The sequence below is a fragment of the Enterococcus asini ATCC 700915 genome (genome assembly GCF_000407365.1).
Taxonomy (GTDB): Bacteria; Bacillota; Bacilli; order Lactobacillales; family Enterococcaceae; genus Enterococcus_C; species Enterococcus_C asini.
The window spans coordinates 36,279-57,981 of the sequence record NZ_ASVU01000001.1; the positions used below are offsets into that span (position 1 = coordinate 36,279).

Annotated in this window: 18 protein-coding genes and 1 other RNA gene; 11 read left to right on the forward strand and 8 right to left on the reverse strand. The window is 44.5% G+C overall.

Going from position 1 to position 21,703, the window contains the following annotated elements:
* Positions 1 to 21 precede the first annotated feature (21 nt).
* Positions 22 to 1,368, reverse strand: a complete 1,347-nt coding sequence (locus I579_RS00210) for a glucose-6-phosphate isomerase (protein WP_010753219.1) — start codon at positions 1,366 to 1,368, stop codon at positions 22 to 24.
* A 189-nt stretch (positions 1,369 to 1,557) separates the two neighbouring features.
* The gene (gene gdhA / locus I579_RS00215; RefSeq protein ID WP_010753218.1) at positions 1,558 to 2,901 is read right to left on the reverse strand and encodes an NADP-specific glutamate dehydrogenase; all 1,344 of its coding nucleotides are present in this window, start codon (positions 2,899 to 2,901) and stop codon (positions 1,558 to 1,560) included.
* 142 nt (positions 2,902 to 3,043) lie between these two features.
* Between gdhA and I579_RS00220 the strand changes: the two genes are divergently transcribed.
* Entirely contained in the window at positions 3,044 to 4,306 is a 1,263-nt protein-coding gene (locus tag I579_RS00220; protein ID WP_010753217.1) for a BaiN/RdsA family NAD(P)/FAD-dependent oxidoreductase, read from the forward strand.
* 103 nt (positions 4,307 to 4,409) lie between these two features.
* Here the strand turns inward: I579_RS00220 and ybaK are convergent, their stop codons facing one another.
* From ybaK to I579_RS00235, 3 genes are read right to left on the reverse strand one after another with little or no spacing between them, the layout of a single operon-like run.
* The gene (ybaK, locus tag I579_RS00225) at positions 4,410 to 4,901 is read right to left on the reverse strand and encodes a Cys-tRNA(Pro) deacylase (protein WP_010753216.1); all 492 of its coding nucleotides are present in this window, start codon (positions 4,899 to 4,901) and stop codon (positions 4,410 to 4,412) included.
* Position 4,902: 1 nt separating this feature from the next.
* Positions 4,903 to 5,664, reverse strand: a complete 762-nt coding sequence (gene aroD / locus I579_RS00230; protein WP_010753215.1) for a type I 3-dehydroquinate dehydratase — start codon at positions 5,662 to 5,664, stop codon at positions 4,903 to 4,905.
* A gap of 34 nt (positions 5,665 to 5,698) precedes the next feature.
* Positions 5,699 to 6,868 carry a class I SAM-dependent rRNA methyltransferase gene (locus tag I579_RS00235; protein WP_010753214.1) on the reverse strand — a complete coding sequence of 390 codons (1,170 nt, stop codon included), beginning with the start codon at positions 6,866 to 6,868 and terminating at the stop codon, positions 5,699 to 5,701.
* A gap of 216 nt (positions 6,869 to 7,084) precedes the next feature.
* Here I579_RS00235 and I579_RS00240 point away from each other — a divergent pair, with 216 nt between their 5' ends.
* From I579_RS00240 to I579_RS00250, 3 genes are all read left to right on the forward strand, one after another.
* Positions 7,085 to 9,208 carry an LTA synthase family protein gene (locus I579_RS00240; protein ID WP_034810384.1) on the forward strand — a complete coding sequence of 708 codons (2,124 nt, stop codon included), beginning with the start codon at positions 7,085 to 7,087 and terminating at the stop codon, positions 9,206 to 9,208.
* A 152-nt stretch (positions 9,209 to 9,360) separates the two neighbouring features.
* A complete protein-coding gene (locus tag I579_RS00245) occupies positions 9,361 to 10,113 on the forward strand; it encodes a hypothetical protein (protein ID WP_143139891.1) in 753 nt (250 codons plus the stop codon).
* On the forward strand, positions 10,110 to 10,601 hold the full coding sequence (locus tag I579_RS00250; protein WP_010753211.1) for a hypothetical protein: 492 nt from the start codon (positions 10,110 to 10,112) through the stop codon (positions 10,599 to 10,601). The genes I579_RS00245 and I579_RS00250 overlap by 4 nt, the downstream gene beginning before the upstream one ends.
* Positions 10,602 to 10,638: 37 nt before the next feature.
* On the opposite strand, the gene I579_RS00255 is transcribed toward I579_RS00250, so the two are convergent.
* Positions 10,639 to 12,189, reverse strand: a complete 1,551-nt coding sequence (locus tag I579_RS00255) for a sensor histidine kinase (RefSeq protein WP_010753210.1) — start codon at positions 12,187 to 12,189, stop codon at positions 10,639 to 10,641.
* Positions 12,189 to 12,899: a response regulator transcription factor gene (locus tag I579_RS00260; protein WP_010753209.1), complete on the reverse strand. Its 711-nt coding sequence runs from the start codon at positions 12,897 to 12,899 to the stop codon at positions 12,189 to 12,191. The genes I579_RS00255 and I579_RS00260 overlap by 1 nt, the downstream gene beginning before the upstream one ends.
* 201 nt (positions 12,900 to 13,100) lie before the next feature.
* Between I579_RS00260 and I579_RS00265 the strand changes: the two genes are divergently transcribed.
* From I579_RS00265 to ssrA, 3 genes are all read left to right on the forward strand, one after another.
* Complete coding sequence (locus I579_RS00265) at positions 13,101 to 13,871, forward strand: Cof-type HAD-IIB family hydrolase (protein ID WP_010753208.1); 771 nt, start codon at positions 13,101 to 13,103, stop codon at positions 13,869 to 13,871.
* 280 nt (positions 13,872 to 14,151) lie between these two features.
* Positions 14,152 to 14,829 carry a GntR family transcriptional regulator gene (locus I579_RS00270; RefSeq protein ID WP_010753207.1) on the forward strand — a complete coding sequence of 226 codons (678 nt, stop codon included), beginning with the start codon at positions 14,152 to 14,154 and terminating at the stop codon, positions 14,827 to 14,829.
* 199 nt (positions 14,830 to 15,028) lie between these two features.
* Positions 15,029 to 15,394: a transfer-messenger RNA gene (ssrA, locus tag I579_RS12595) on the forward strand.
* A 195-nt stretch (positions 15,395 to 15,589) separates the two neighbouring features.
* Here the strand turns inward: ssrA and I579_RS00275 are convergent.
* On the reverse strand, positions 15,590 to 15,817 hold the full coding sequence (locus I579_RS00275; RefSeq protein ID WP_010753206.1) for a hypothetical protein: 228 nt from the start codon (positions 15,815 to 15,817) through the stop codon (positions 15,590 to 15,592).
* 372 nt (positions 15,818 to 16,189) lie between these two features.
* Between I579_RS00275 and I579_RS00280 the strand changes: the two genes are divergently transcribed.
* The 4 genes from I579_RS00280 to uxaC all read left to right on the forward strand — a co-directional run bounded on the left by I579_RS00280 (position 16,190) and on the right by uxaC (position 21,681).
* Positions 16,190 to 17,194 (forward strand): LacI family DNA-binding transcriptional regulator, encoded by a 1,005-nt coding sequence (locus I579_RS00280; protein WP_010753205.1) that lies wholly within the window; start codon positions 16,190 to 16,192, stop codon positions 17,192 to 17,194.
* Between the two features lie 70 nt (positions 17,195 to 17,264).
* On the forward strand, positions 17,265 to 18,677 hold the full coding sequence (locus I579_RS00285; protein ID WP_010753204.1) for a tagaturonate reductase: 1,413 nt from the start codon (positions 17,265 to 17,267) through the stop codon (positions 18,675 to 18,677).
* A 19-nt stretch (positions 18,678 to 18,696) separates the two neighbouring features.
* Positions 18,697 to 20,208, forward strand: a complete 1,512-nt coding sequence (locus tag I579_RS00290; protein ID WP_010753203.1) for a UxaA family hydrolase — start codon at positions 18,697 to 18,699, stop codon at positions 20,206 to 20,208.
* Between the two features lie 84 nt (positions 20,209 to 20,292).
* The gene (gene uxaC / locus I579_RS00295; RefSeq protein ID WP_010753202.1) at positions 20,293 to 21,681 is read left to right on the forward strand and encodes a glucuronate isomerase; all 1,389 of its coding nucleotides are present in this window, start codon (positions 20,293 to 20,295) and stop codon (positions 21,679 to 21,681) included.
* Positions 21,682 to 21,703: the final 22 nt, after the last annotated feature.

Consider the following 21,703-nt stretch of genomic DNA (forward strand, 5'->3'; position numbering starts at 1 on the left):
TGTTGAATCTTCTATTTTGGCTTACAGACGAGCGTTTAATTCTTTCGCCAAGTCTTCAAAGCCAGGTTTGCCAAGGAGCGCAAACATGTTTTTCTTATAAGCTTCTACCCCTGGTTGGTCAAATGGGTTAATGCCATTCAAGTAGCCCGAAATACCACAAGCAATTTCAAAGAAGTACATTGTGTAACCTAATGTGTAAGCGTCCATTTCAGGAATCGTCACTAGAAGGTTTGGCACATCGCCATCTGTGTGAGCTAACAAAACGCCTTCGTAAGCTTTGGTGTTCACGAAGTCTACGTCTTTGCCTTGCAAGTAGCCTAAGCCATCCAAATCTTTTTCGTCCACTGGAATATCGATGTTTTTCCGAGGTTTTTCAACTTTCACGACGGTTTCAAAGATATTGCGGCGACCTTCTTGGATGTATTGACCCAATGAATGCAAGTCAGTGGAGAAGTTGGCGCTAGATGGGTAAATGCCCTTTTGGTCTTTCCCTTCTGATTCGCCGAAGAGTTGTTTCCACCATTCGGAGAAGTATTGCATCGTTGGTTCATAGTTGATCAATAATTCGGTAACTTTGCCTTTGCGGTACAAGATGTTGCGCATTGCTGCGTATTGATACGCTTCGTTTTCTTCAAGCTTGTCGGAAGCATATTCTTTTGAAGCATCCGCAGCCCCTTGCATCAAAGCATCGATATCGGCACCACTAGCTGCGATTGGCAACAAACCAACAGCAGTCAAGACGGAGTAACGGCCACCTACATCATCTGGAATTACGAAAGTTTCCCAGCCGGCAGCATCTGCTTCAACTTTTACAGCCCCTTTGGCTTTGTCAGTTGTTGCATAAATCCGTTTGTTAGCTTCTTCTACCCCGTATTTTGCAATCAAGCGTTCTTTGAAGACGCGGAAAGCAATCGCCGGTTCAGTAGTCGTACCAGATTTTGAGATGACGTTAACAGAGAAATCTTTGTCGCCGATAACTTCGATTAAATCAGCTAAATAAGTTGAAGAAATTGAATTGCCGGCAAAGAAGATTTGTGGTGCTTTGCGGTTTTCGTCTGTCATTAAGTTGTAGAAGGTATTGTTTAAGAAGTCGATTGCGGCCCGGGCACCTAAGTAAGAACCGCCAATCCCGATTACGACCAATACTTCTGAATCGGATTGAATTTTTTTAGCCGCTGCTTTAATGCGGGCAAATTCTTCCTTGTCGTAGTTCGTTGGTAGATCTACCCAGCCGATATAATCGCTACCTGCTCCGGTTCCGTTGCGCAATAAGTCGTGTGCTGCGGATACTTGGCTTTGCATGTAGCCCAATTCGTACTCATTGACAAATGGTGCGACCTTAGAATGGTCAAATTTAATGTGTGCCATTTCTGTTCCTCCTAAATTAGTAGACTATGAGTCTTCGTTACAACTAATACTTTACGGTTTTAAGCAACTTTTTTCAAGCATGAGCCGTCATGAAATCCCCACTTCACTCAAAAAAAATGCCCACACCACGGGCCTGTCGAGCTTGACTAGACAAGTGGCGGGGTTTTTTTGACTTTTTCTTGGAGTGGTTTATACCAATCCTTGTTGCAACATGGCGTTGGCGACTTTGGCAAAGCCGGCAATATTCGCACCTAACATGTAGTTGTTTTCCGCGCCATACTCCAAAGCAGTATCCCGGCAAGTTTCATAAATATTCTTCATAATATCATCCAACCGCTGATCTACTTCTTCTTTTGTCCAAGTGAGACGCTGAGAGTTTTGGCTCATTTCCAAAGCAGACACGGCGACACCCCCGGCATTGGCTGCTTTCCCTGGGCAATAATGAACCCCTTGGGCGATAAAGTACTCGGCAGCGTCCAAGGTTGCAGGCATATTGGCCCCTTCCGCCACGATTTTCACGCCGTTTTTCACTAATTCTTTGGCTTGAGCCAAATTGATTTCATTTTGAGTGGCACATGGCATAGCGATGTCAGCGGCGACTGCTTGATCCCACAGTGAGCCTTCCACATAAGTCGCTTCTGGGCGAGCTTCTTTGTAGGCGGTTAAGCGCTCCCGTTTGACCTCTTTAATTTCCTTTAATAATTCCAAGTCAATCCCGGCTTCGTCGATAATCACCCCAGTGGAATCGGAACAAGAAATCGCCTTTGCGCCTAACTGCTGCAACTTCTCAATGGCATAAATCGCCACATTCCCAGAGCCAGATACTAAGACGTGTTTGCCATCGAAGCTATCCTTGTTGTATGCTAACAGATGATTTACAAAATAGACGGCACCGTACCCAGTTGCCTCAGTCCGACCTAAGCTACCCCAGAAGTCCACGGGCTTCCCGGTTAAAATCCCGGCATCGTACTGGCGTAATCGTTTATACTGGCCAAAGAGGTAGCCGATTTCCCGACCACCAACGCCGATATCCCCAGCCGGAACGTCTAAGTTCGGACCGATATGTTTGGCTAATTCCGTCATAAAACTTTGGCAAAAGCGCATGATTTCCCCATCGGATTTGCCTTTAGGATCGAAGTCAGAACCGCCTTTGCCCCCACCAATCGGTAGTCCGGTCAAACTGTTTTTAAAGATTTGCTCAAATGCTAAAAATTTCAAAATGGACAAATTCACGCTAGGATGAAAGCGCAGGCCGCCTTTATAGGGGCCTAATGCAGAATTAAACTGAATCCGGTATCCCCGATTGACTTGCCACTGGCCTTCATCATCTTGCCAAGGTACGCGGAATTGCAACAAGCGCTCTGGTTCGGTTAAAAGCGCCAAGAGATTGTTTGCTTCATATTCAGGATGTTTTTCTAAGAAAGGTGTCACCGTGGATAAGAATTCGTCCACCGCTTGTAAAAATTCTGTTTGGTTTCCGTCTTTTTCGTGTAATTGTGCGCCAATTGCTTTTACATAGTCTTTTGCTGTCATGAATTGTCCCCCCCATTACGAATGAAAAAATTATTTGCTTTTACATTTTACCAGATTCTCGTAAAACATTGGGGAAAAAGTACCTAATTTTTAGAATTTTCTGTTAAAAGTTCGGAATTAATCAAAAAAAGGATGTGTCACCATGAAAAAGAGATACGATGTGATTGTCATTGGAGCTGGCCCGGCCGGTTTAATGGCAGCCATTAGTGCAGGACAACAAGGCGCCTCCGTCCTCCTTTTAGAAAAGAATAAAAAAGCCGGCAAAAAACTGCGCATGACCGGAGGCGGTCGCTGTAACGTCACGAACCAACGACCCGTGGATGATTTAATCACCCATATTCCCGGTAACGGTCGCTTTTTATACTCCACCTTTGCCCAATGGAACAACCAAGACATCATGGCGTTCTTTGCCCAGCAAAATGTGGCCTTAAAAGAAGAAGATCATGGGCGGATGTTTCCTGTAAGCGACCGCTCGAAAACCATTGTGGATGCTTTGGTAGCAGCCGCCATTGAGGCTGGTGTAGACTTGGAGTTTTCCTGTAATGTGACCAAATTAATCACCCAGGAGGAAACGGTTCAAGGCGTTCGCTGTGATTTAGGGGATGTGGCGGCTACTTGTGTAATCGTCACTACTGGGGGAAAAACCTATCCTGGCACCGGAGCTACCGGGGATGGCTACACCTTTGCCAAAAGTGTGGGCCATCACATTACGCCCTTATTTGCCACAGAGGCCCCGTTAATCTCAGAAGCTGACTTTATTAAAGCTGGGACTTTACAAGGACTCTCTTTGCAAGACATCGCCCTTTCCGTCCTTTCTCCAAAAGGTAAAAAAATCGTCACTCATGAAATGGACCTCTTGTTCACCCACTTTGGCCTTTCCGGTCCAGCGGCCTTACGCTGCGCCTATTTCGTCAATCGCCAATTGCGAGAAACTGGCCAGCCGGTACTGGTGGAATTAGACAGTCTGCCTCAGATGAGCGCCAAAGCATTGTTGGCTCAACTGCAGCAACAACTCCAAACGAAAAAACAAGCCAAGAACGCTTTAGCCGGTGTTGTACCAGAGCGCTTGCTTCATTATTTCTTAGACCAATGTGGACTAGCCGACTGCATCGGGTTTGACGCGAGCCAAAAGCAAATCGAACAATTACGCGATTTCCTAAAAGCTTTTCAGATTCCCGTGATTCGCACCATTGCTTTGGAAAAAGCCTTCGTAACCGCTGGCGGCGTTGCGGTGAAGGAAGTTCAGCCGAAGACTTTGGAAAGCAAGTATTGCCACGGCTTGTTCTTTGCAGGGGAAGTCTTGGATTTCAATGGGTACACCGGCGGTTATAATATTACTGCCGCCCTGTGCACCGGTCACGTGGCGGGTCAACACGCCGCCGAAATCGCCGGATACTGGGGATAAAAATCTCAATTTATTTTACGAATATACAAAAAGGCCAGGCATCTTCTAGAAAATCTAGGAGACACCTGGCCTTTTAAAAAAACCTGTACCCAATACAACAAACTTAGTCTTCTGCAGTTAAATCGACAAATTTTGCGCCTGTAAGACTTGCTAAATCCGCGGGAGCCAATTCCATTTGCAAGCCTCGCTTACCGGCGGAGACGATCATCGTCGGGTAGTTCAACGCACTTTCGTGGATAAAAGTAGGAAAACGTTTCTTCATCCCCACTGGCGAACACCCTCCGCGAATATAGCCGGTGGTCGCTTCCAAATCCCGTAAATGCAACAATTCGACTTTTTTATTGCCACTGACTTTGGCAATTTTCTTTAAGTCTAGTTCCCGGTTTCCCGGAATGACCGCCACGATAGGGCCGATAACATTGCCCACGGCCACTAAGGTTTTAAAGAGTTGGTCCGGATTGGCATGGGTTTCTTCTATCACATGATCCGCGCCTAAATGCTCTTCATTCCATTCATAAGTGTACTCTTTATAGGGGATCTTTTTTTGTTCTACTTGCCGAATCGCATTGGTTTTCGGCATTTTTTTCTTTGCCATTTCATTCACTCTTTTCCATATGCATCACGTCTAACACTTGGCGCAATTCTTCCACAGGAATCTGACCTGGAGCCGAAGAATCCGTCAAAGAGCCAAAGGTCATCACGGAATGAATCAATTCTCCGGAAACTCGGGTCGTTTTTCCTAAGTCCCCCATGGAGATCAAAATCAAGGGGAGCTCTGTTAATTCAGCCAATTGCACCGAGACGTTCATAAAGCGCAAAACATCTTTCAATTCGTGGGGCATAACCGCTAATTTACCAAAATCTGCGGCAAACTGCTTCATAACACTAACCTTTAAAAGTAACTCGCCGTCTGCCGGGGTCTTTTGAAAGTTGTGATAGCTTAAGATGATCCCCACACCTTGTTTTTTCAACCCTTGGATGAAACCACGGCCTAGATATTCCGCCACGCCTAACTCCACATCCAATAACTCCACTTGCCCTGTGGCCGCCACAGCTTCATAAAGTTCCTGATAATAATGTAAGGAAAGGTCTCGCTGCCCGCCTTCCGCTTGGGTACGGAAGGTCACTAGCAGCAGTTTGTTTGGCAAATTTTCCCGAATTTCATCTAAAGTAGTCACCACGGCTTCTAGGCTAGTCACTTCTTCAAAAAGATCCACTCGCCATTCTACTACTTCGCAACTGCTTTTTTCGGCTAGTTGCGCTTCACTTACTAACAGTTCTTGAGTATCCCCCACTAAAGGCACGCAAATCTTCGGCCGTCCCTGACCAAAGACTTGGTTTTTGATTTCAAATTGCATCCCGCTTCTCCCCTTTTTAGTTGCAAACTATCGGCTATTGCTTCACTTGATACAAAAAGACCTTTAAATAATTGCCTTCAGAAAAAGCCTGATTCACCACAAAATCCCCGGGTAAGCGAAAGGCTTCCTGCAAGTGATACTGAACACCGGCAGCTTCAAAAGCTTCTTCAATTGTCTTTTGGAAACGTTCTGCCGGCAAATTAGCCGCATTCGTGGAAGCTAAAATCAAGCCTCCTGGCGCCAAAATCGGCAAGCTATCGGTAATCAAGTCTCCATAATTTTTGTGTACAGAAAAGACACGCTTTTTATTCCGTGCAAAACTCGGCGGATCCAAGACGATCAAATCAAAAAGCAAGCCTTTTTTCTTACCATAATCAAAATAATTAAACACGTCCATCACGTGAATCTTTTGAGTCTCAGGGTCAAGACCATTGACTGCAAATTGCTCTCGAGTCTTCGGTAGGCTGCGCTTTGCCAGATCCACACTGGTGGTTTCTAGCGCCCCACCCATAGCCGCTGCCACAGAGAAAGCACCGGTGTAGCTAAACATGTTCAAAACACGCTTGCCTTGAGCCAGACCGCCAGCTAAGCGTCCTCGGACTTCTTTTTGATCCAAGAAGATGCCGGTCATTAAGCCTTCATTTAAGTACACGGCATAGTGGACGCCATTTTCTAAAACGAGCAATGGTTCTGGGGCAGACTCCCCATAGACCTGCTGACTTTCCGGTAAGCCTTTTGCTTGGAAGCGAATCTTTTCATACGCTCCTTTAACCTCTGGGAATACGGTTTGAAAAGCAGCTAAAACCACTTCTTTTTGATGATACAAGGTGGCGTTATACCAAGAAAAGACCGCATATTCGTCGTAGAGGTCCACCGTCATCCCCCCGACACCATCGCCTTCCCCGTTAAAAATCCGAAACGCCGTAGTTTGTGCATCATTGTAATACGAGCCCCGTTTTTCTTTGGCAATCTGAAAACAAGTGGTAAAGAAAGCTTGATCGATTGGCTGACGTTGCCAGCTCACCAACCAGCCGATGCCTTTGTTTTGCTCCCCTAGATAGCCTGTGGCTAGGTATTTTCCTTCCTGATCACAAAACTCCACCCATTGATTGGTTTCAGGGACACTTTGCAAGTCTTCTTCCTGAATCAAGGGATACCCCCGTCGAAACTTTTTCACTGCACTTTTTTTGACTTTGATCACCATGTTCCACATCCTTTAATTTCTACTCCTCAGTATACCAAACTCCTCAATCTATCCGCTAGTATCCCGGATGGTAAAGAAAAAGTTAATTCGCACCAAACCGCTTACTTTCAATTGACACTTGATTTTGGTGCTAGTAAAATGTAAAGATGATGTAACAATTGAAAATGCTTTTCATAAACTAGACAAATAAAAAAGGACGGACTTCCATTGAACAAGATGAAACTACCCAAATTTCTGAACACTCGTTTAGGATTCTTTAGCCTCTTGGCAATCTTATTCTGGGTGAAAAATATCTGCGCGTATCTTTTCGAGTTCAATCTCGGTATCGAAAGTGTGCGTCAATACTTTATCCTCTTCATTAACCCGATTGCGACGACATTGTTTCTATTGTCTATCGCCTTGTATGTGAAGCGGCCAAAAGTTTCCTACATTACCATGATGGTCATCTATTTCTTGATGACATTACTATTATTTGCGAATATTTCCTACTATCGAGAGTTCACCGACTTCATTACCATTAACACTATTTTAGGTGCCGGTAAAGTAGCCAGTGGCTTAGGAGAAAGTGCTTTACGCCTCTTCCGCATTCACGATGTTTTGTATTGGCTCGACTTTGTTGTCTTGATCGTACTTTTTGCTCGCAAGAAGATCACCCTAGATGAACGACCAGTGCGGGCCCGGATGGCTTTGGCGATGTCCACTTTATCCGTGATGATTTTCTTCGGGAATCTTTTCCTTGCCGAAGTCGATCGGCCAGAACTTTTGACTCGGACATTCTCCCGGGATTACCTCGTGAAATACTTGGGGATTAACGCCTTTACCGCTTATGATGGTGTGCAAACCTATCAAGCCAGTCAAGTACGGGCGGAAGCTTCACCAAACGATATGGACGAAGTAGCAAATTATGTAAGTGATCACTATGCCGCCCCAAACGATGACCTTTATGGCATCGCCAAGGGCAAAAATGTGATTTACATTCACTTAGAAAGCACCCAACAATTCTTAATCGATTACAAGTTGAAAGACGAAAACGGTGTGGAACATGAAGTGATGCCGTTTATTAACAGCTTGTACCATGACAATCAAACCTTCTCCTTTGACAATTTCTATCACCAAGTCAAAGGTGGTAAGACCAGTGATGCAGAAACATTGATGGACAATTCCCTCTTTGGTCTAAACCAAGGGGCATTAATGACACAATTAGGTGGCAAAAATACCTTTGAATCTGCACCAAATATTTTAGAACAAGTGGACGGTTACACTTCAGCAGTCTTCCACGGAAACGACGGTACTTTCTGGAACCGTAACGAAACTTACAAACACTGGGGTTACGATTACTTCTTTAGCAAAGAATATTACGATGTGAACGAAGACAACTCTTTCCAATACGGCTTGCACGACAAACCGTTCTTTGAGCAATCAGCGAAGTACTTGGAACAGTTGCAACAACCTTTCTATGCGAAGTTTATCGCCGTGTCTAACCACTTCCCTTACTCCCAGTTCACTGGGGATGAAGCTGGATTCCCATTGGCGCAAACCGACGATGAAACCATTAACGGCTACTTCGCAACGGCGAACTACTTAGACAGCGCCGTGGAAGAATTCTTCAATTACTTGAAAGCTAGCGGCCTCTATGAAAACTCTGTTATCGTCTTGTACGGTGACCACTATGGGATTTCTGAAAGCCGGAATACTTCTCTTGCACCACTGCTTGGTAAAACAGAAGATACTTGGACTAGCTACGACGATGCGCAAATGCAAAAAGTTCCTTACATGATTCACGTTCCTGGTCAAACCAAAGGTGGCATCAACCACACGTATGGCGGCCAAGTAGATGCCCTGCCAACCTTGCTACATTTACTAGGTGTGGATACCACGAATTACATCCAACTAGGACAAGACCTATTGTCGCCTGAACACGATCAAGTAGTTGCTTTCCGCAATGGCGATTTCGTTTCAAACAAATACGTGTACCACAAAGGTAGCTTGTACGACACGGCCACTGGTACAGCGATTACCGAACCAACTGCCGAACAACAACAAGAAGTTGACAGTCTAAAAGATCAAGTTTCTCAACAACTAGCGACTTCCGATCAGATCAACAGTGGTGATTTGTTCCGCTTCTACACCAAGAGCGGTTTGAAAGAATTAGACACTACGCAATTCAACTATAAGGATGCGGAAACGCAGTTGAAAGAAGCCGCAGAAAAAGCCGGCGCCGACTCCACAAGCGTCCTAAGTCAAAACAATGGTGTCAGCACCGCAGATCTCTACAAGACACAAACTTATCAAGAGATTCATGGTACAGCCACAGCGGATAGTGAAGCCGCAGAAAAGTAAATCAAACTAAAAACTCGAACTAGCCAGCCTAATGGTCAGCTAGTTCGAGTTTTTTTGTGCTGGTTTTTGTGTGTTGCACAAGTTGCTTCTTTCGCCTCATCTTATTCATACTTTGTTCAAAAAACTATTTTATACTGTTTGATAGGATTGAGGTGAATATCATGCTGGGAATCTCTCACGCTGTGGCCAGCTTAAACTACCATCGACGTTTTTTATATCGGTACTTGATTTTGCTGGCCCTCTTTTTACCCTTACTTTTTTTAATCACGACTTTAAAGACCGTCGTCCTGAAAACTAGCGCTGGCATTGCTGCGGCTGGTCAAGACAGTCTGACTCAAGTCGATCAAGACTGGTTGCATACCTTGCTCCAAAATTTACAAGGTATTCTGCCTTTTTATAATCTGTGTTTACTTCTTTGTTGTGGTTTCTTTGCAATCGGTATTTACTGGCTTGGTTTCGGCTACTGTCGTCAAAGGAAACAGGAATTTCGTACCTTCCAACGACTCGGGGTCACCCGTCGCTGTGTCACTAGCCAATTGCTGCTAGAATTTGCATTGCCATTGATTGGGTACTTGGTCTTTCTTTTTCTCATCATGATCATGTTCCAAAATTGGACGGAAGTTTTTATCCAACGATTGCAGTCGGCTTTTATCGCTCAGTTCACCACCTTGAGCTCCATGGCTACCGAAGTTGGAACTCAGCAGTCTGCTGATGCCAGTGCACCTTTAGTCTTACAACTGCCACAAAATGCCTTACTCTTAGTGGACTCTTTCCAATTGGATGGTCAACACTGGTTGCACGTTGCTTTACGGTCTTTGGCTCGCACTTTTGCAGCCTTCACCGTAATTTTAATTACCGTTTTGCCCCTTAGCCTGTTTACTTGTTCCAGGAGGTGGAAAAAATGATGCTGATTCCAACCAATCACATTACCGTTTTGTATAGCCAGGATCTCACCGAGGCTTTGCAGCTTTATGAAGCACAAGAGACGAAAAAAAAGACGGCCCTGATTTACAACGATTGGGAAACCATTCCATATCTCTCCCTTTCAGATAATCTCTACCTGGGCGTCTCTCGCAAACTGCGAAAAGCTCAAACCAATCGAGCGCTCTTTCAATTATTAGGTTTGGACGCCACGATTTTGCGTAAACCCATTGAAGAATTAACCTACTTTCAGCGCTTGCGCCTACAAATCATGCAACAGCTCTTGCGTCAGCCAGAACAACTGCTTTTTCTAGATGTGACGGAACACTTGAGTATTAAAGAAACCCAGGACTTGCTCCATTACATTTATGGTTTGGTGGCGCAAAGGGACTTGGATGTGGTCTTTATCACCCAAAATGCTTCTCTAGCCACCTCCTTACAACAAACGATGCCTCAAAAAAATCAAGACTAAAAAAACGTAGCTCCCTAAAACGGGAAGCTACGTTTTTTTAGTCTTCTTTGTCTGTTTTTGTCTCTGAGGGTGTTTCTGGTGCTTCCTCTGCTGTCGCTTGTTTTAGCTCCTCTGAAGCAGGTTCATCTGGCAATTCCACATCAGGGAAGGAAATCCGAAACGTAGTCCCTTGATCGACTTCACTGGTGACTTCGATTTTTCCTTTGTGCAAACGAACTAGCTGTTGCACGATTGGCAATCCCAGACCAGATTCCCCAAATTTGCGATTTTTTCGGGAAGGGTCGACTTTGTAGTAGCGTTCCCAAATATTATCCAGCTGTTCTTTGGTCATACCAATGCCCGTGTCTTTAATCTCCACAATGGTTTCCAAGTAGCCTTTTTGCAGGCCAATGGTAATGGTCCCATCTGTAGTGAACTGAATAGCATTTTGAATGATATTCACCATGATTTGCACAAAGCGGTCATAATCCGCGTAGACCTCGATTGGCTCTTCCGTGGTCAAAATCAATTTGTCTCCGGCAGCCGTGGCCTTCTTTTCTAATTGCGTCAGCAGATTACGCAAAGTTTCCGTGGCATCAAAGCGTTTCACAACGATGGAGATTTGGTTGGTACGAATCTTTTCGTAGTCCAAATTTTCATTGACCAAACGAATCAAACGCTCGGTTTCATTCTTCATTAGACTAACCGCTTTTTCCTTTTGATTTTCTGGAATGGCGTTGTACTGCAAGCCTTCAAGAAGGCCATTAATCGTCGTTAGCGGTGTGCGCATCTCGTGGGCGGCATCGGCCATAAATTGCTTCCGTCGCTCTTCTTGGCGCTCAATTTCTTCATTGGAGTCTTGTAAAGCCACGGTCATCTGGTTAAAGTCTTCCGCAAGCTCATCAAACTCATCTTTATGATTCACCGGTAACCGCACATCGAAATTCCCACTGGCGATTTCTTTGGTGGCTTTTTTCATGCGATTGATTCGCCGCACTTGGATACTGGCATAAAAGAAACTGATGACCAGCGCCACGATACTAGAAATGATAAAGCCCGTAAACATATTGGCATTTAGTGATTGAACACTTTTTTCTAAGTTTACCGCCGGCTGAGTCAAAACCAAAACACCGAAACGATCGTTTAATTTCAATCGCAACATCACGTAAGCGGTGGTCTCCGATTCGCCGTAGATATTCTTTGTGGTGGTGAACTTTTGTTGAATCCCTTGCTCCAAAGCAGACCACTGACTCTTAGTAATGCTCTCCATCAAGCCTTCATTAATCAAAGCTTGCTGACTAGCATCCATCGGGTAAATGACTTCTTTTTGATCGTTGATATAGACAAAGTTGATATTTTGGTGGGTGTAAATCCGCTCCGTGAGCCGCAAAGACTGTTCCAAAACCACCTCGGGATCGTCTCCCGGGGTGTATTCATTGGCGTAATTTTGAGCGAATTCCACCACTGAGTCCGCATAGCTAAAGAGCTGATCGTAGTTGCTCTCTTCAATCGTATGTCGGGTCATCTGGGTAAAGGAAACCCCGACGATTAAGAGAACCACCGCAATCACGACCCAAAAGGCCATTAATTGTTGGTAGAGATAGCGCATTAGGCAACACCAGAATCATCGAACTTATACCCCACACCCCAGACGGTTTGAATGACTTGCGGCCCGACTTTCTCGATTTTCTGCCGCAATTTCTTGATATGGGCGTCTACCGTGCGTTCATCACCAAAGTATTGATAATCCCAAACCAACTCCAACAACTGCTCTCTGGAGAAGACTTGTCGCGGTTTTTTCGCCAAGGTATACAACAGATCAAATTCTTTCGGAGTTAGTCCTTCAATTGGTTGATCATTTAAAAAGGCCTCTCGAGTCTTGGTGTTCATCTTAAAGTGATCGGTTTTCACGTCAAAGCCTGTAGTTTCTGTTTCCACCGGTTTTTCCACCAACTCACTACGGCGATGCAAGGCTTTAATCCGGGCAATCAGAGTTAAAGGACTAAAAGGCTTGGTGACATAGTCATCGGCCCCCATTTCCAGCCCAATCACTTGGTCACTTTCCGAATCCCGAGCCGTTAACATAATAATCGGCACTGTATTGGAAACTTTGCGAATCTCCCGGGCGACGCTCATCCCGTCCAGCCCTGGCAAATTCAAATCGAGGGTAATCATATCCCACTTATCCGGCTCGGCCAAAAAAGCATCTAAACCTTCTTGTCCATCGTATTGGAAAGTAGCATCCCAGCCTTCATTCAAAAAGAACATTTGCATCATTTCGGACACGGATTCGTTATCTTCAATCATTAAAATATTCATCTTCTCACATCCATTCACCAGTCTAGAATAGCGTTCTCCCAAAAAGGGTAGTCAGCCTCAACATAAGTATACTCGAAAACCGCATTCTAGACCATTATCTTCACAGAACCTTCCCACAAGGTTTCCCCTTTCTTCGATTTTTTGCTATGATGAAGCCGAGCCCCTGAAATACGGGCACAATATAAAATAGAGGTGTTCCTATTGAACTATCAAGCCATCGCTTTTTTTGATTTAGACGGTACCTTGTTGGATGCGAAATCCCAAATCACACCGGAAGTCAGTGAGGCCATGCTTCGCTTAAAAGAAAATCGGGTTTTACCGGTTATCGCCACCGGCCGCACGGAAATTGAAATCACTGCCATTCGGAAGGCTGCTCACATCGACTCCAATATCGTCATGAACGGTGCGTTTATTCGAGTAGCAGGAAAGGAAATCCATTCCGATTTAATCGATGAAGCGAGCATCGAACGGGTCTATTACAGCATCCTTGATAAGGGTGACCAACTTTCCTACTATAATGAACAAAAAATCTGGTGTACAGGCCACTCGGAAGCGTTGATTAACGCCTATAATTCCATTCATTCACAGATTCCGCCCATTGAACCTGAAGCCTTCCGCAGTAACCCCATTAATATGTTGCTCGTCTTAGGCACGGACCATCAGGATTACTATGAAGCAACGTTCCCAGAGTTTGAATTTTATCGCAATACTCCTTTTTCCATGGATACCGTAAAAAAAGGTACCAACAAAGGGCAAGGAGTCAAGATTCTCAAAGAAAAACTCGCGTTACCGAACATTCCGACCTTTGGCTTTGGGGATGGTCCCAATGATTTAGCTTTGCTCAGTGCTTGTGATACGAAAATCGCCATGGGCAATGCCGGCGAAGGTTTAAAATCTGTGGCTGATTTCGTCACCAAGAAAAATACGGACGGCGGTATCGTTCACGCCTTGAAACACTTTGATTTGATTTAAAAAGAAGCAGTGACCCTAGTGAGGTCGCTGCTTCTTTCCTTCTTTGCTCATTTAACTTACGATAGACCGTTTAATTAATATATTAGCATTTCCCTATGGCTTTTCCCTTAGCAAATGGAAACATTAAGTTACCCCTAGTCTTTGATTTTCCCAAAGCGCTTGTTTCTCGGAAAGGAAAAACGTATAATTTACTTGATTAAGTATTTGTAAGGTTTTTCTCACAAAACTAACATATCAACGATTCAGTTTTAGTTGTTTTCACCAGAAAGGATTGACCCACTTGATCTTAAATTTACAAGGACAAGCCTACAAGGCTATTCGCAAAAAGATTATTTATTCCGAGTTAGAACCCGGGGCAAAAATTTCAGAAAAGGAACTGGAAAAGGCCCTGAACATCGGTCGTACCCCGATTCGCGAGGCTCTCATTCAATTGCGAAATCAGGAATTAGTCTACACGATTCCCCAATCGGGCACCTATATCTCAAAAATCGATCTCAAATCTGCTTCCAACGCTCGTTATGTACGGGAAACATTAGAGCGTTCCATCTTAGCGGAATGTAGCGCCAAAATTGATGACAAAGACAAAAAAGCCCTAGAAGCCATCTTGCTAGAAACTGAAAACGCCACTGCTCGCCGGGGAATTAGCGACTTTTTCCAATTGGACAGTGCCTTTCACCGGACCTGCTTTGAAATTGCCGGCCGAGGAGAAGTTTGGACATGGATTGAAGATCACGCCACCCACTTTGACCGGTTCCGTTGGCTACGCTTGGAAGTTACCGAATTGGACTGGCAAAAAGTTACCGATGAACATCAAGCCTTATACGATGCCATCGTCAGCCATGATTTAGATGAATTGGCTTTTTTGATCACCTTGCACTTGCACATGGCCATTGACGAACAAGAACAAGTCATGGATCATTTTCCCAACTTTTTCACAGAAGACTCCCAGATTTACTAGCATAAGCGATTCTCAAAAGCCAAACTCTAGACTTTTTAGTATCTCCTCTACCAATTGTTCTAAACAACTGTGTAACTCTTACCGATTGGCTTACAGAGAAGAGCTTATCTTCGGCTAACTAATTAAAAGAAATTCAAAAACATTTTCATCATTTTTGATTTGTGGTATACTATTTTCACGGAATCGTCCCTTTTTTTAGGGGGCTGTTACGGATTCGACAGGCATTGTCGAGCTTGAGATGCGCTTCGCAGGTTACGTCTGCGTTAAAACGTTACAGTTAAATATAACTGCTAAAAACGAAAACACTTACGCTTTAGCTGCCTAAAAACAGTTTGGCGTGATCCTCCCGGCATCGTCCATGTGCTCGGACCAGGGTCTCAAATCTAGTGGAATACGCTAGTGCTTTCCGTCTGTAAGCACTAGAAGAGATCATCAGACTAGCGATAACAGTAGCCTGTCACTCGGCGATTGTTTGAGCGAATCTCCTAAATAGAACTGACTACGAGCGTAGAGTCTTGAGTAGCGAGATGTTTGGACGCGGGTTCGACTCCCGCCAGCTCCATTATGATTTTTCACTAAGAGCCAAAATCCTTGTAAAACAGGATTTTGGCTCTTTTTGATTTGGTGTTTTTTAGCAAACCATTTTTTCTGAGTCATTTCTATACTTTGTCATCCCAAATAAAAAAGAAACGAATCTCTCCGTCTCTTTTCGGTGCTCTAAAGGATTCCTGTTTTTTCCTGTAGAGGTATGTTTTCATGTTTAGCTAAAGAAGCAACTAACCAACGCTTTTCCATAAATTTCTTCATAACGCACGACGACTTTACCGCAGCGTTCCTGAATTTCATCATGATCGATGTAATCATAACGTTCCACATTCACAACCACACATCGGTCCAGTTTTTTAATGACTTCTCCCGTAATTCTTTTTTGCAATCCTACTGGCTGACATTCGTAAGCTTGTCCCAACTGTATCGTCTCGTAATTCATATTTTCACTCAGTTCTAACCTTTTTATAATTTTATATTAACATTAACGCTAAATTCTCGTCAAGAAATTTCTAATCATTTTCTTATTATTTTGTCATCTAAAAGATAACAAACGTTTTCGTTTTTTAGAAACGTGTGTCTTTTCACAAGTGTTATCAAAATTTCCCAGTTGAAGAAAGCCTTCAATACGTACTTTTCTCTTGTAAAACAGCCACTATAAGAAATCGTTTTCACAATCTTTCAGCTCGTATAAAAAAATGGCTTTGCATGGAATCTACAAAAAAAGTTTAACGTGTGCATCCTTGGTGTATTGACATTTTTCTCCTTCGTTCTTATACTGAAATCAGTAAATGAAAAGGAGGCCAGTTTTTTTATGGTTACCATTAAAGATATCGCAAAAATAGCTGGCGTCTCCCATACCACAGTTTCCCGGGCACTGAACGATAGTCCTTTGATCAAGGCGGAAACGAAAAAGCGGATCAACGAACTGGCACAAAGCATGAATTACACGCCTAATGTTAGTGCAAAAAGTTTGGTACAACAGAAGTCTTATCTTATTAGCCTCTTCTTTTCCAGCATCAATGAAGGGACTTCAGACAGCTTTTTGGTGGAAGTGATTAAGAGCATTAGTGAAAACTTGCCCAAGGAATATAATCTTTCCGTTCGAGGGATTGACTCCGTGAATCACCAAGAGTTTCTCACTCAGCAACGTTCGGATGGAGCCATCGTCATGAGTCAGTCCGATGACGACGATGCGTTTTTCCAAAAACTCGTGGAAAACGGCTTACCTACTGTGGTTCTCAATCGCCAAGTCTTAACTGACAATGTGATAAACGTCACAGCAGACGATGCCCAAGGCGTTCGCCAAGCTGTGACCTATGCCTACGAACAAGGCTATCGAAAATTTGCTATGATCGAAGGAAAAAGTGGCTTTCGCTCCGCTTTGATTCGAAAAGAGAGCTTTCTTTCGACGCTTCAATCTCTGGAAGTTCCGTTACCAAAAGAATGGCTAATCGCTGGGGACTACAGTCTTGAAAGTGGGAAAAAGGCGGCTTTAGAGCTACTGCAACTACCAAATCCACCGGAAGTCATCTTTTGTGGGAATGATGATATGGCAATTGGGGCACTAAATGCCTGTCACCAAATGGGAATCTCGGTTCCTGAGGATATCGGCCTGATTGGCTTTGATGATATCCCCTTTTCCAAGTACACCAACCCACCACTGACCACCATCCACAAACCTTTGGATGAAATTAGTGAACTAGGCTTACGGCTTTTGTTACAGATGATTAATGGAGAACCTGTGGAGCAAACCAGTTTCTTATTAGACACTCGCTTAGAAGTGCGGCAAAGTTTACAAAGTCCTCTCGCTTTTTGAGAGGATTTCAATATACAACAAAATGTTAACGTGTGCAGTTTCTGCATTCATTATGAAGGAGGAGTAATAAATGGAACAATTAAGCAACAACTATGGGGAGTTTGCCCATTTCCCAGAGAAAGTGATTCAGTTTGGGGAAGGCAATTTCATGCGTGGGTTCGTAGATTGGCAATTGCAACAAATGAACAAACAAGGCTTGTTCAACGGAAGCGCGGTTGTGGTTCAACCGATTAGCCAAGGTTTAGGCAAGATGTTAAAAGAGCAAGACTATCTGTACACAGTGATTTTAGAAGGCCTTTTAGATGGCAAAACCGTCAATACTTCCGAAATCATCTCCACTGTAAATCGTGTGCTCAACCCTTACGAAGAATGGCAAGAGTATTTGGCACTGGCCGAAGACGAAAACTTGGAAATCATCCTTTCCAATACGACGGAAGCCGGCATTGCTTATGATGAAAGTGACGCTTTGAACGATACGCCACCAAAGAGCTTCCCAGCAAAATTGACTGCCCTTTTATACAAACGCTACCAGCTGCAAAAACCAGGCTTCACCATTATCCCTTGTGAACTCATCGACCGTAACGGGGAAAAACTCTTGGCTATCATCCAGCAATATGCAGAGCATTGGGACCTAAAAGCAGACTTCAAAACTTGGTTGACGAAAGAAAATACCTTCTGTTGCAGTCTCGTGGACCGGATCGTTCCTGGCTATCCAAGAGACCGGGCAGATGAACTAAATGAAAAACATGGCTACATCGACAATTTAATGGTAAAAGCAGAGCCCTTCATGCTATGGGTCATCGAAGGACCACAAAAAATCAAAGAAATCTTGCCACTACAAGAAGCTGGCTTGAATGTGATCGTCACGGATGATATGACTCCTTATCGGGAACGGAAAGTACACTTGTTGAATGGGCCTCATACTGCGATGGTTCCACTTGCTCGCTTGGCTGGGCTGGAAACCGTGGAAGAAGTCATGCTTGATGCTGATTTTTCTGTGTTTGTAGATGACTTATTTGCCCGGGAATTGATCCCGATGCTCGACTTACCAGAAGCAGAGTTAGCAGCTTACGCAGAACAAATTAAAGAACGGTTCAAAAATCCATTTGTCCGTCACGAACTGTCTTCTATCGCCTTGAACAGTGTTTCTAAATTCCAAGCTCGCCTTTTGCCAATCTTGCTACGCTTCTATGACACGAAAAACTCCTTGCCATTAGGTATCACTGCAGCTTTGGCGGCATTAATCGTTTCTTATTTACAAGAAGCTGGCAATGACGATGCCGAAGTCTTGGCACTGTTTGCTGAAGCTAAAGAATTGCCAACAACAGAACAAGTCGCTTTCTTACTAGCTCAAACAAAACTTTGGGGTCAAGACTTAACCGAAGTTGCCCCACTGGTTGACACAGTGAATGACCTAGTCCAAAAAATCCATGAAGTAGGCACACGGGCAGTAATCAAAGAAATTCATCAGCAAGCTGAATAATCAGAAAAGAGGAATCCACATGGCGAATCCAACCATTACAAAAAAAGCGGATCTATTAAAATTAAACCCTCGTGACAATGTAGCCGTAGCTTTACACCCAATTGCGAAGGGAACGGAGCTTCACATTGATGACTTAGTAATTGTTCCCACCCAAGATATCCCCCAAGGTCACAAAATCGCCTTAGAAGCTTTACCGGAAAATGCCGATGTCATCAAATACGGCTACCCCATCGGTCATGTGACCACTGACGTAGCAGCCGGTGACTGGATTCACACGCAAAACGTGAAGACAAACCTTTCCGGGGAACTGGACTACACTTATGAACCCAATTTACACGAAATCAAATACCCGAAAAAAGACTTGACCTTCCAAGGCTATCGTCGGGCAAACGGCAAAGTCGGGATTCGCAATGACTTGTTAATCGTCCCTACTGTGGGCTGTATCAACGGCATGGCGGAAATCATCGTACAACAGTTTAAACAAAAACATCCAAACTTAGGACCCTTTGACAATGTGACGATTTTAAAACATCCTTATGGCTGCTCGCAACTGGGACAAGACCATAAGAACACGCGCCAAGTCCTAATCGACGCCGTACAACATCCGAATGCCGGGGCTGTCATGGTCTTTGGGCTAGGCTGTGAAAACAATACCGTCAAAGAATTCCGGGCGAAACTTGGGGATTACGATGAAAGTCGGATTAAGTTCTTAGTCGCTCAAGAAGTAGCCGACGAAATCGAAACTGGGGAAGCCATCTTAGAAGAATTACTAGAAGTGGCCAAAGACGACAAACGAGAAGCGATTCCTTTGAGTGAATTAAAAGTTGGTTTGAAATGTGGCGGTTCCGACGGGTTCTCAGGTATCACTGCGAATCCACTACTCGGCGCTTTCTCCGACTTCTTGGTTTCCCAAGGAGGCAGCACCGTCTTGACGGAAGTACCGGAAATGTTTGGAGCAGAACAAGTCTTAATGGCTCGGGCGAAAGACGAAGCGACCTTTGAAAAAATCGTGCATTTGATCAACGATTTCAAGGAATACTTCTTGTCCTATGGTGAACCGGTCTATGAAAACCCCTCTCCAGGAAACAAAGACGGCGGAATCACGACTCTCGAAGACAAATCCCTTGGTTGTACGCAAAAATCCGGAACCTCTGCTGTGGTGGACGTCTTGCATTATGGGGAAAAACTGCGGGAACCTGGCTTGAGCTTATTGGAAGGTCCTGGAAATGACTTGGTAGCTGCCACTGCTCTGGCCTCTGCCGACTGTCAATTGGTACTCTTTACCACCGGTCGCGGTACCCCATTTGGCGCCTATGTCCCAACCATGAAAGTGGCTACTAACAGTCAAATCTTTGAAAAGAAACCACACTGGATGGACTTCAATGCCGGACGCTTGCTCGATGAAGCCATGGATGTAGTCTTAGACGATTTCATCGCCCATATTATCACCGTAGCGAGCGGAGCTGAAACCCGCAATGAAGCCAACGACGTACGGGAAATCGCCATCTTTAAAAACGGAGTAACACTCTAGTCGGAGGATTACCAGGGCTTGTCCCTGGTTTTTCCCGGACTTAGCTTGTGAATGTATGAATAAAAGAAAGAAGGAATTTTGAGAATGTTTTTATCCGATGATTTTTTACTTACCAATGACTGGGCGAAAACCCTCTTCCACAATGTAGCCAAAGAACAACCGATTATTGACTACCACTGCCATTTGGACCCTAAAGAAATCTATAACAATGAACACTTCACCAATATCACCGAAGCTTGGCTTGGGGGCGACCACTACAAATGGCGCTTGATGCGCTCTTGTGGCGTACCGGAAGAACGCATTACCGGTTCTGCTAGCGACTTCGACAAGTTTATGGCTTGGTGTCAAACCGTGCCAAAAATCATTGGCAACCCTCTTTACTCTTGGACTCATTTGGAATTGAAACGCTTCTTCGGCATTGATCTTCTGGTCAATGAACAAAATGCCCAAGAAATCTGGGATCGGGCCAATGAAAAACTAGCCCAAGCAGACTTCCGTCGGCGAGAAATCATCTTCAACAGCAACGTGAAAGTCATCTGTACCACGGATGATCCTGTGGACGACTTGGCTTACCACAAAAAACTAGCTCAAGAAGAAAATCGCTTCAAAGTCTTGCCAACCTTCCGTCCTGACAAGGCTCTAAACATCGACAAACCAGACTATGCCGACTACATGGCAAAACTAGGAGAAGTGGCCGGCATCACCATCGCTACCATGAGTGACTTGTACCAGGCACTAGACAGCCGGATCGACTTCTTCCATGCTATGGGGGGACGCTTGTCCGACCACGCTTTGGATGTATTGAAGTACGAAGCAGCAGACGAAGCAACTTTGAACAGCATTTTGGCTAAAGCTCTTAAAGGCGACGGGTTAACGGACGCAGAAATCCACGCGTATCGGACTGCGGTCTTGGTACATTTATGCAAAGCTTACCACGACCACGATTGGACTATGCAATTGCACATTCATGCTTATCGCAACTGCAACACTCGCATGTTTAACCAATTAGGCCCAGATACTGGCTACGACGGCATCAACGACTTGTCCATCACCATTCCACTGCAAAAATTACTCGATGCAGCGGATCAAACGGACAGCTTGCCACAAACGATTCTGTACTCCTTAAATCCAAATGACTTCGATGTTTTAGTCGCTTTGATGCAATGTTTCCAAAAAGACGGCCAAAACAAATTGCAACTAGGCTCCGGCTGGTGGTTTAACGACACTCGCGATGGCATGCGTCGTCAATTGACCAAGTTCGCTGACGGTAGCGTCTTGCACAACTTCGTGGGGATGTTAACCGACTCCCGCAGCTTCCTTTCTTACACTCGTCACGAATACTTCCGTCGAGTCCTTTGCGAATTCGTCGGCGAAATCGTGGAACGAGAAGAAGCTCCAGAAGACGAAGAATTACTCGGCAATTTAGTCAAAGCCATCTGCTACGACAACGCCGCAAATTATTTCAAATTTTAAAAGCAAAAAAACGTGAGTCGGA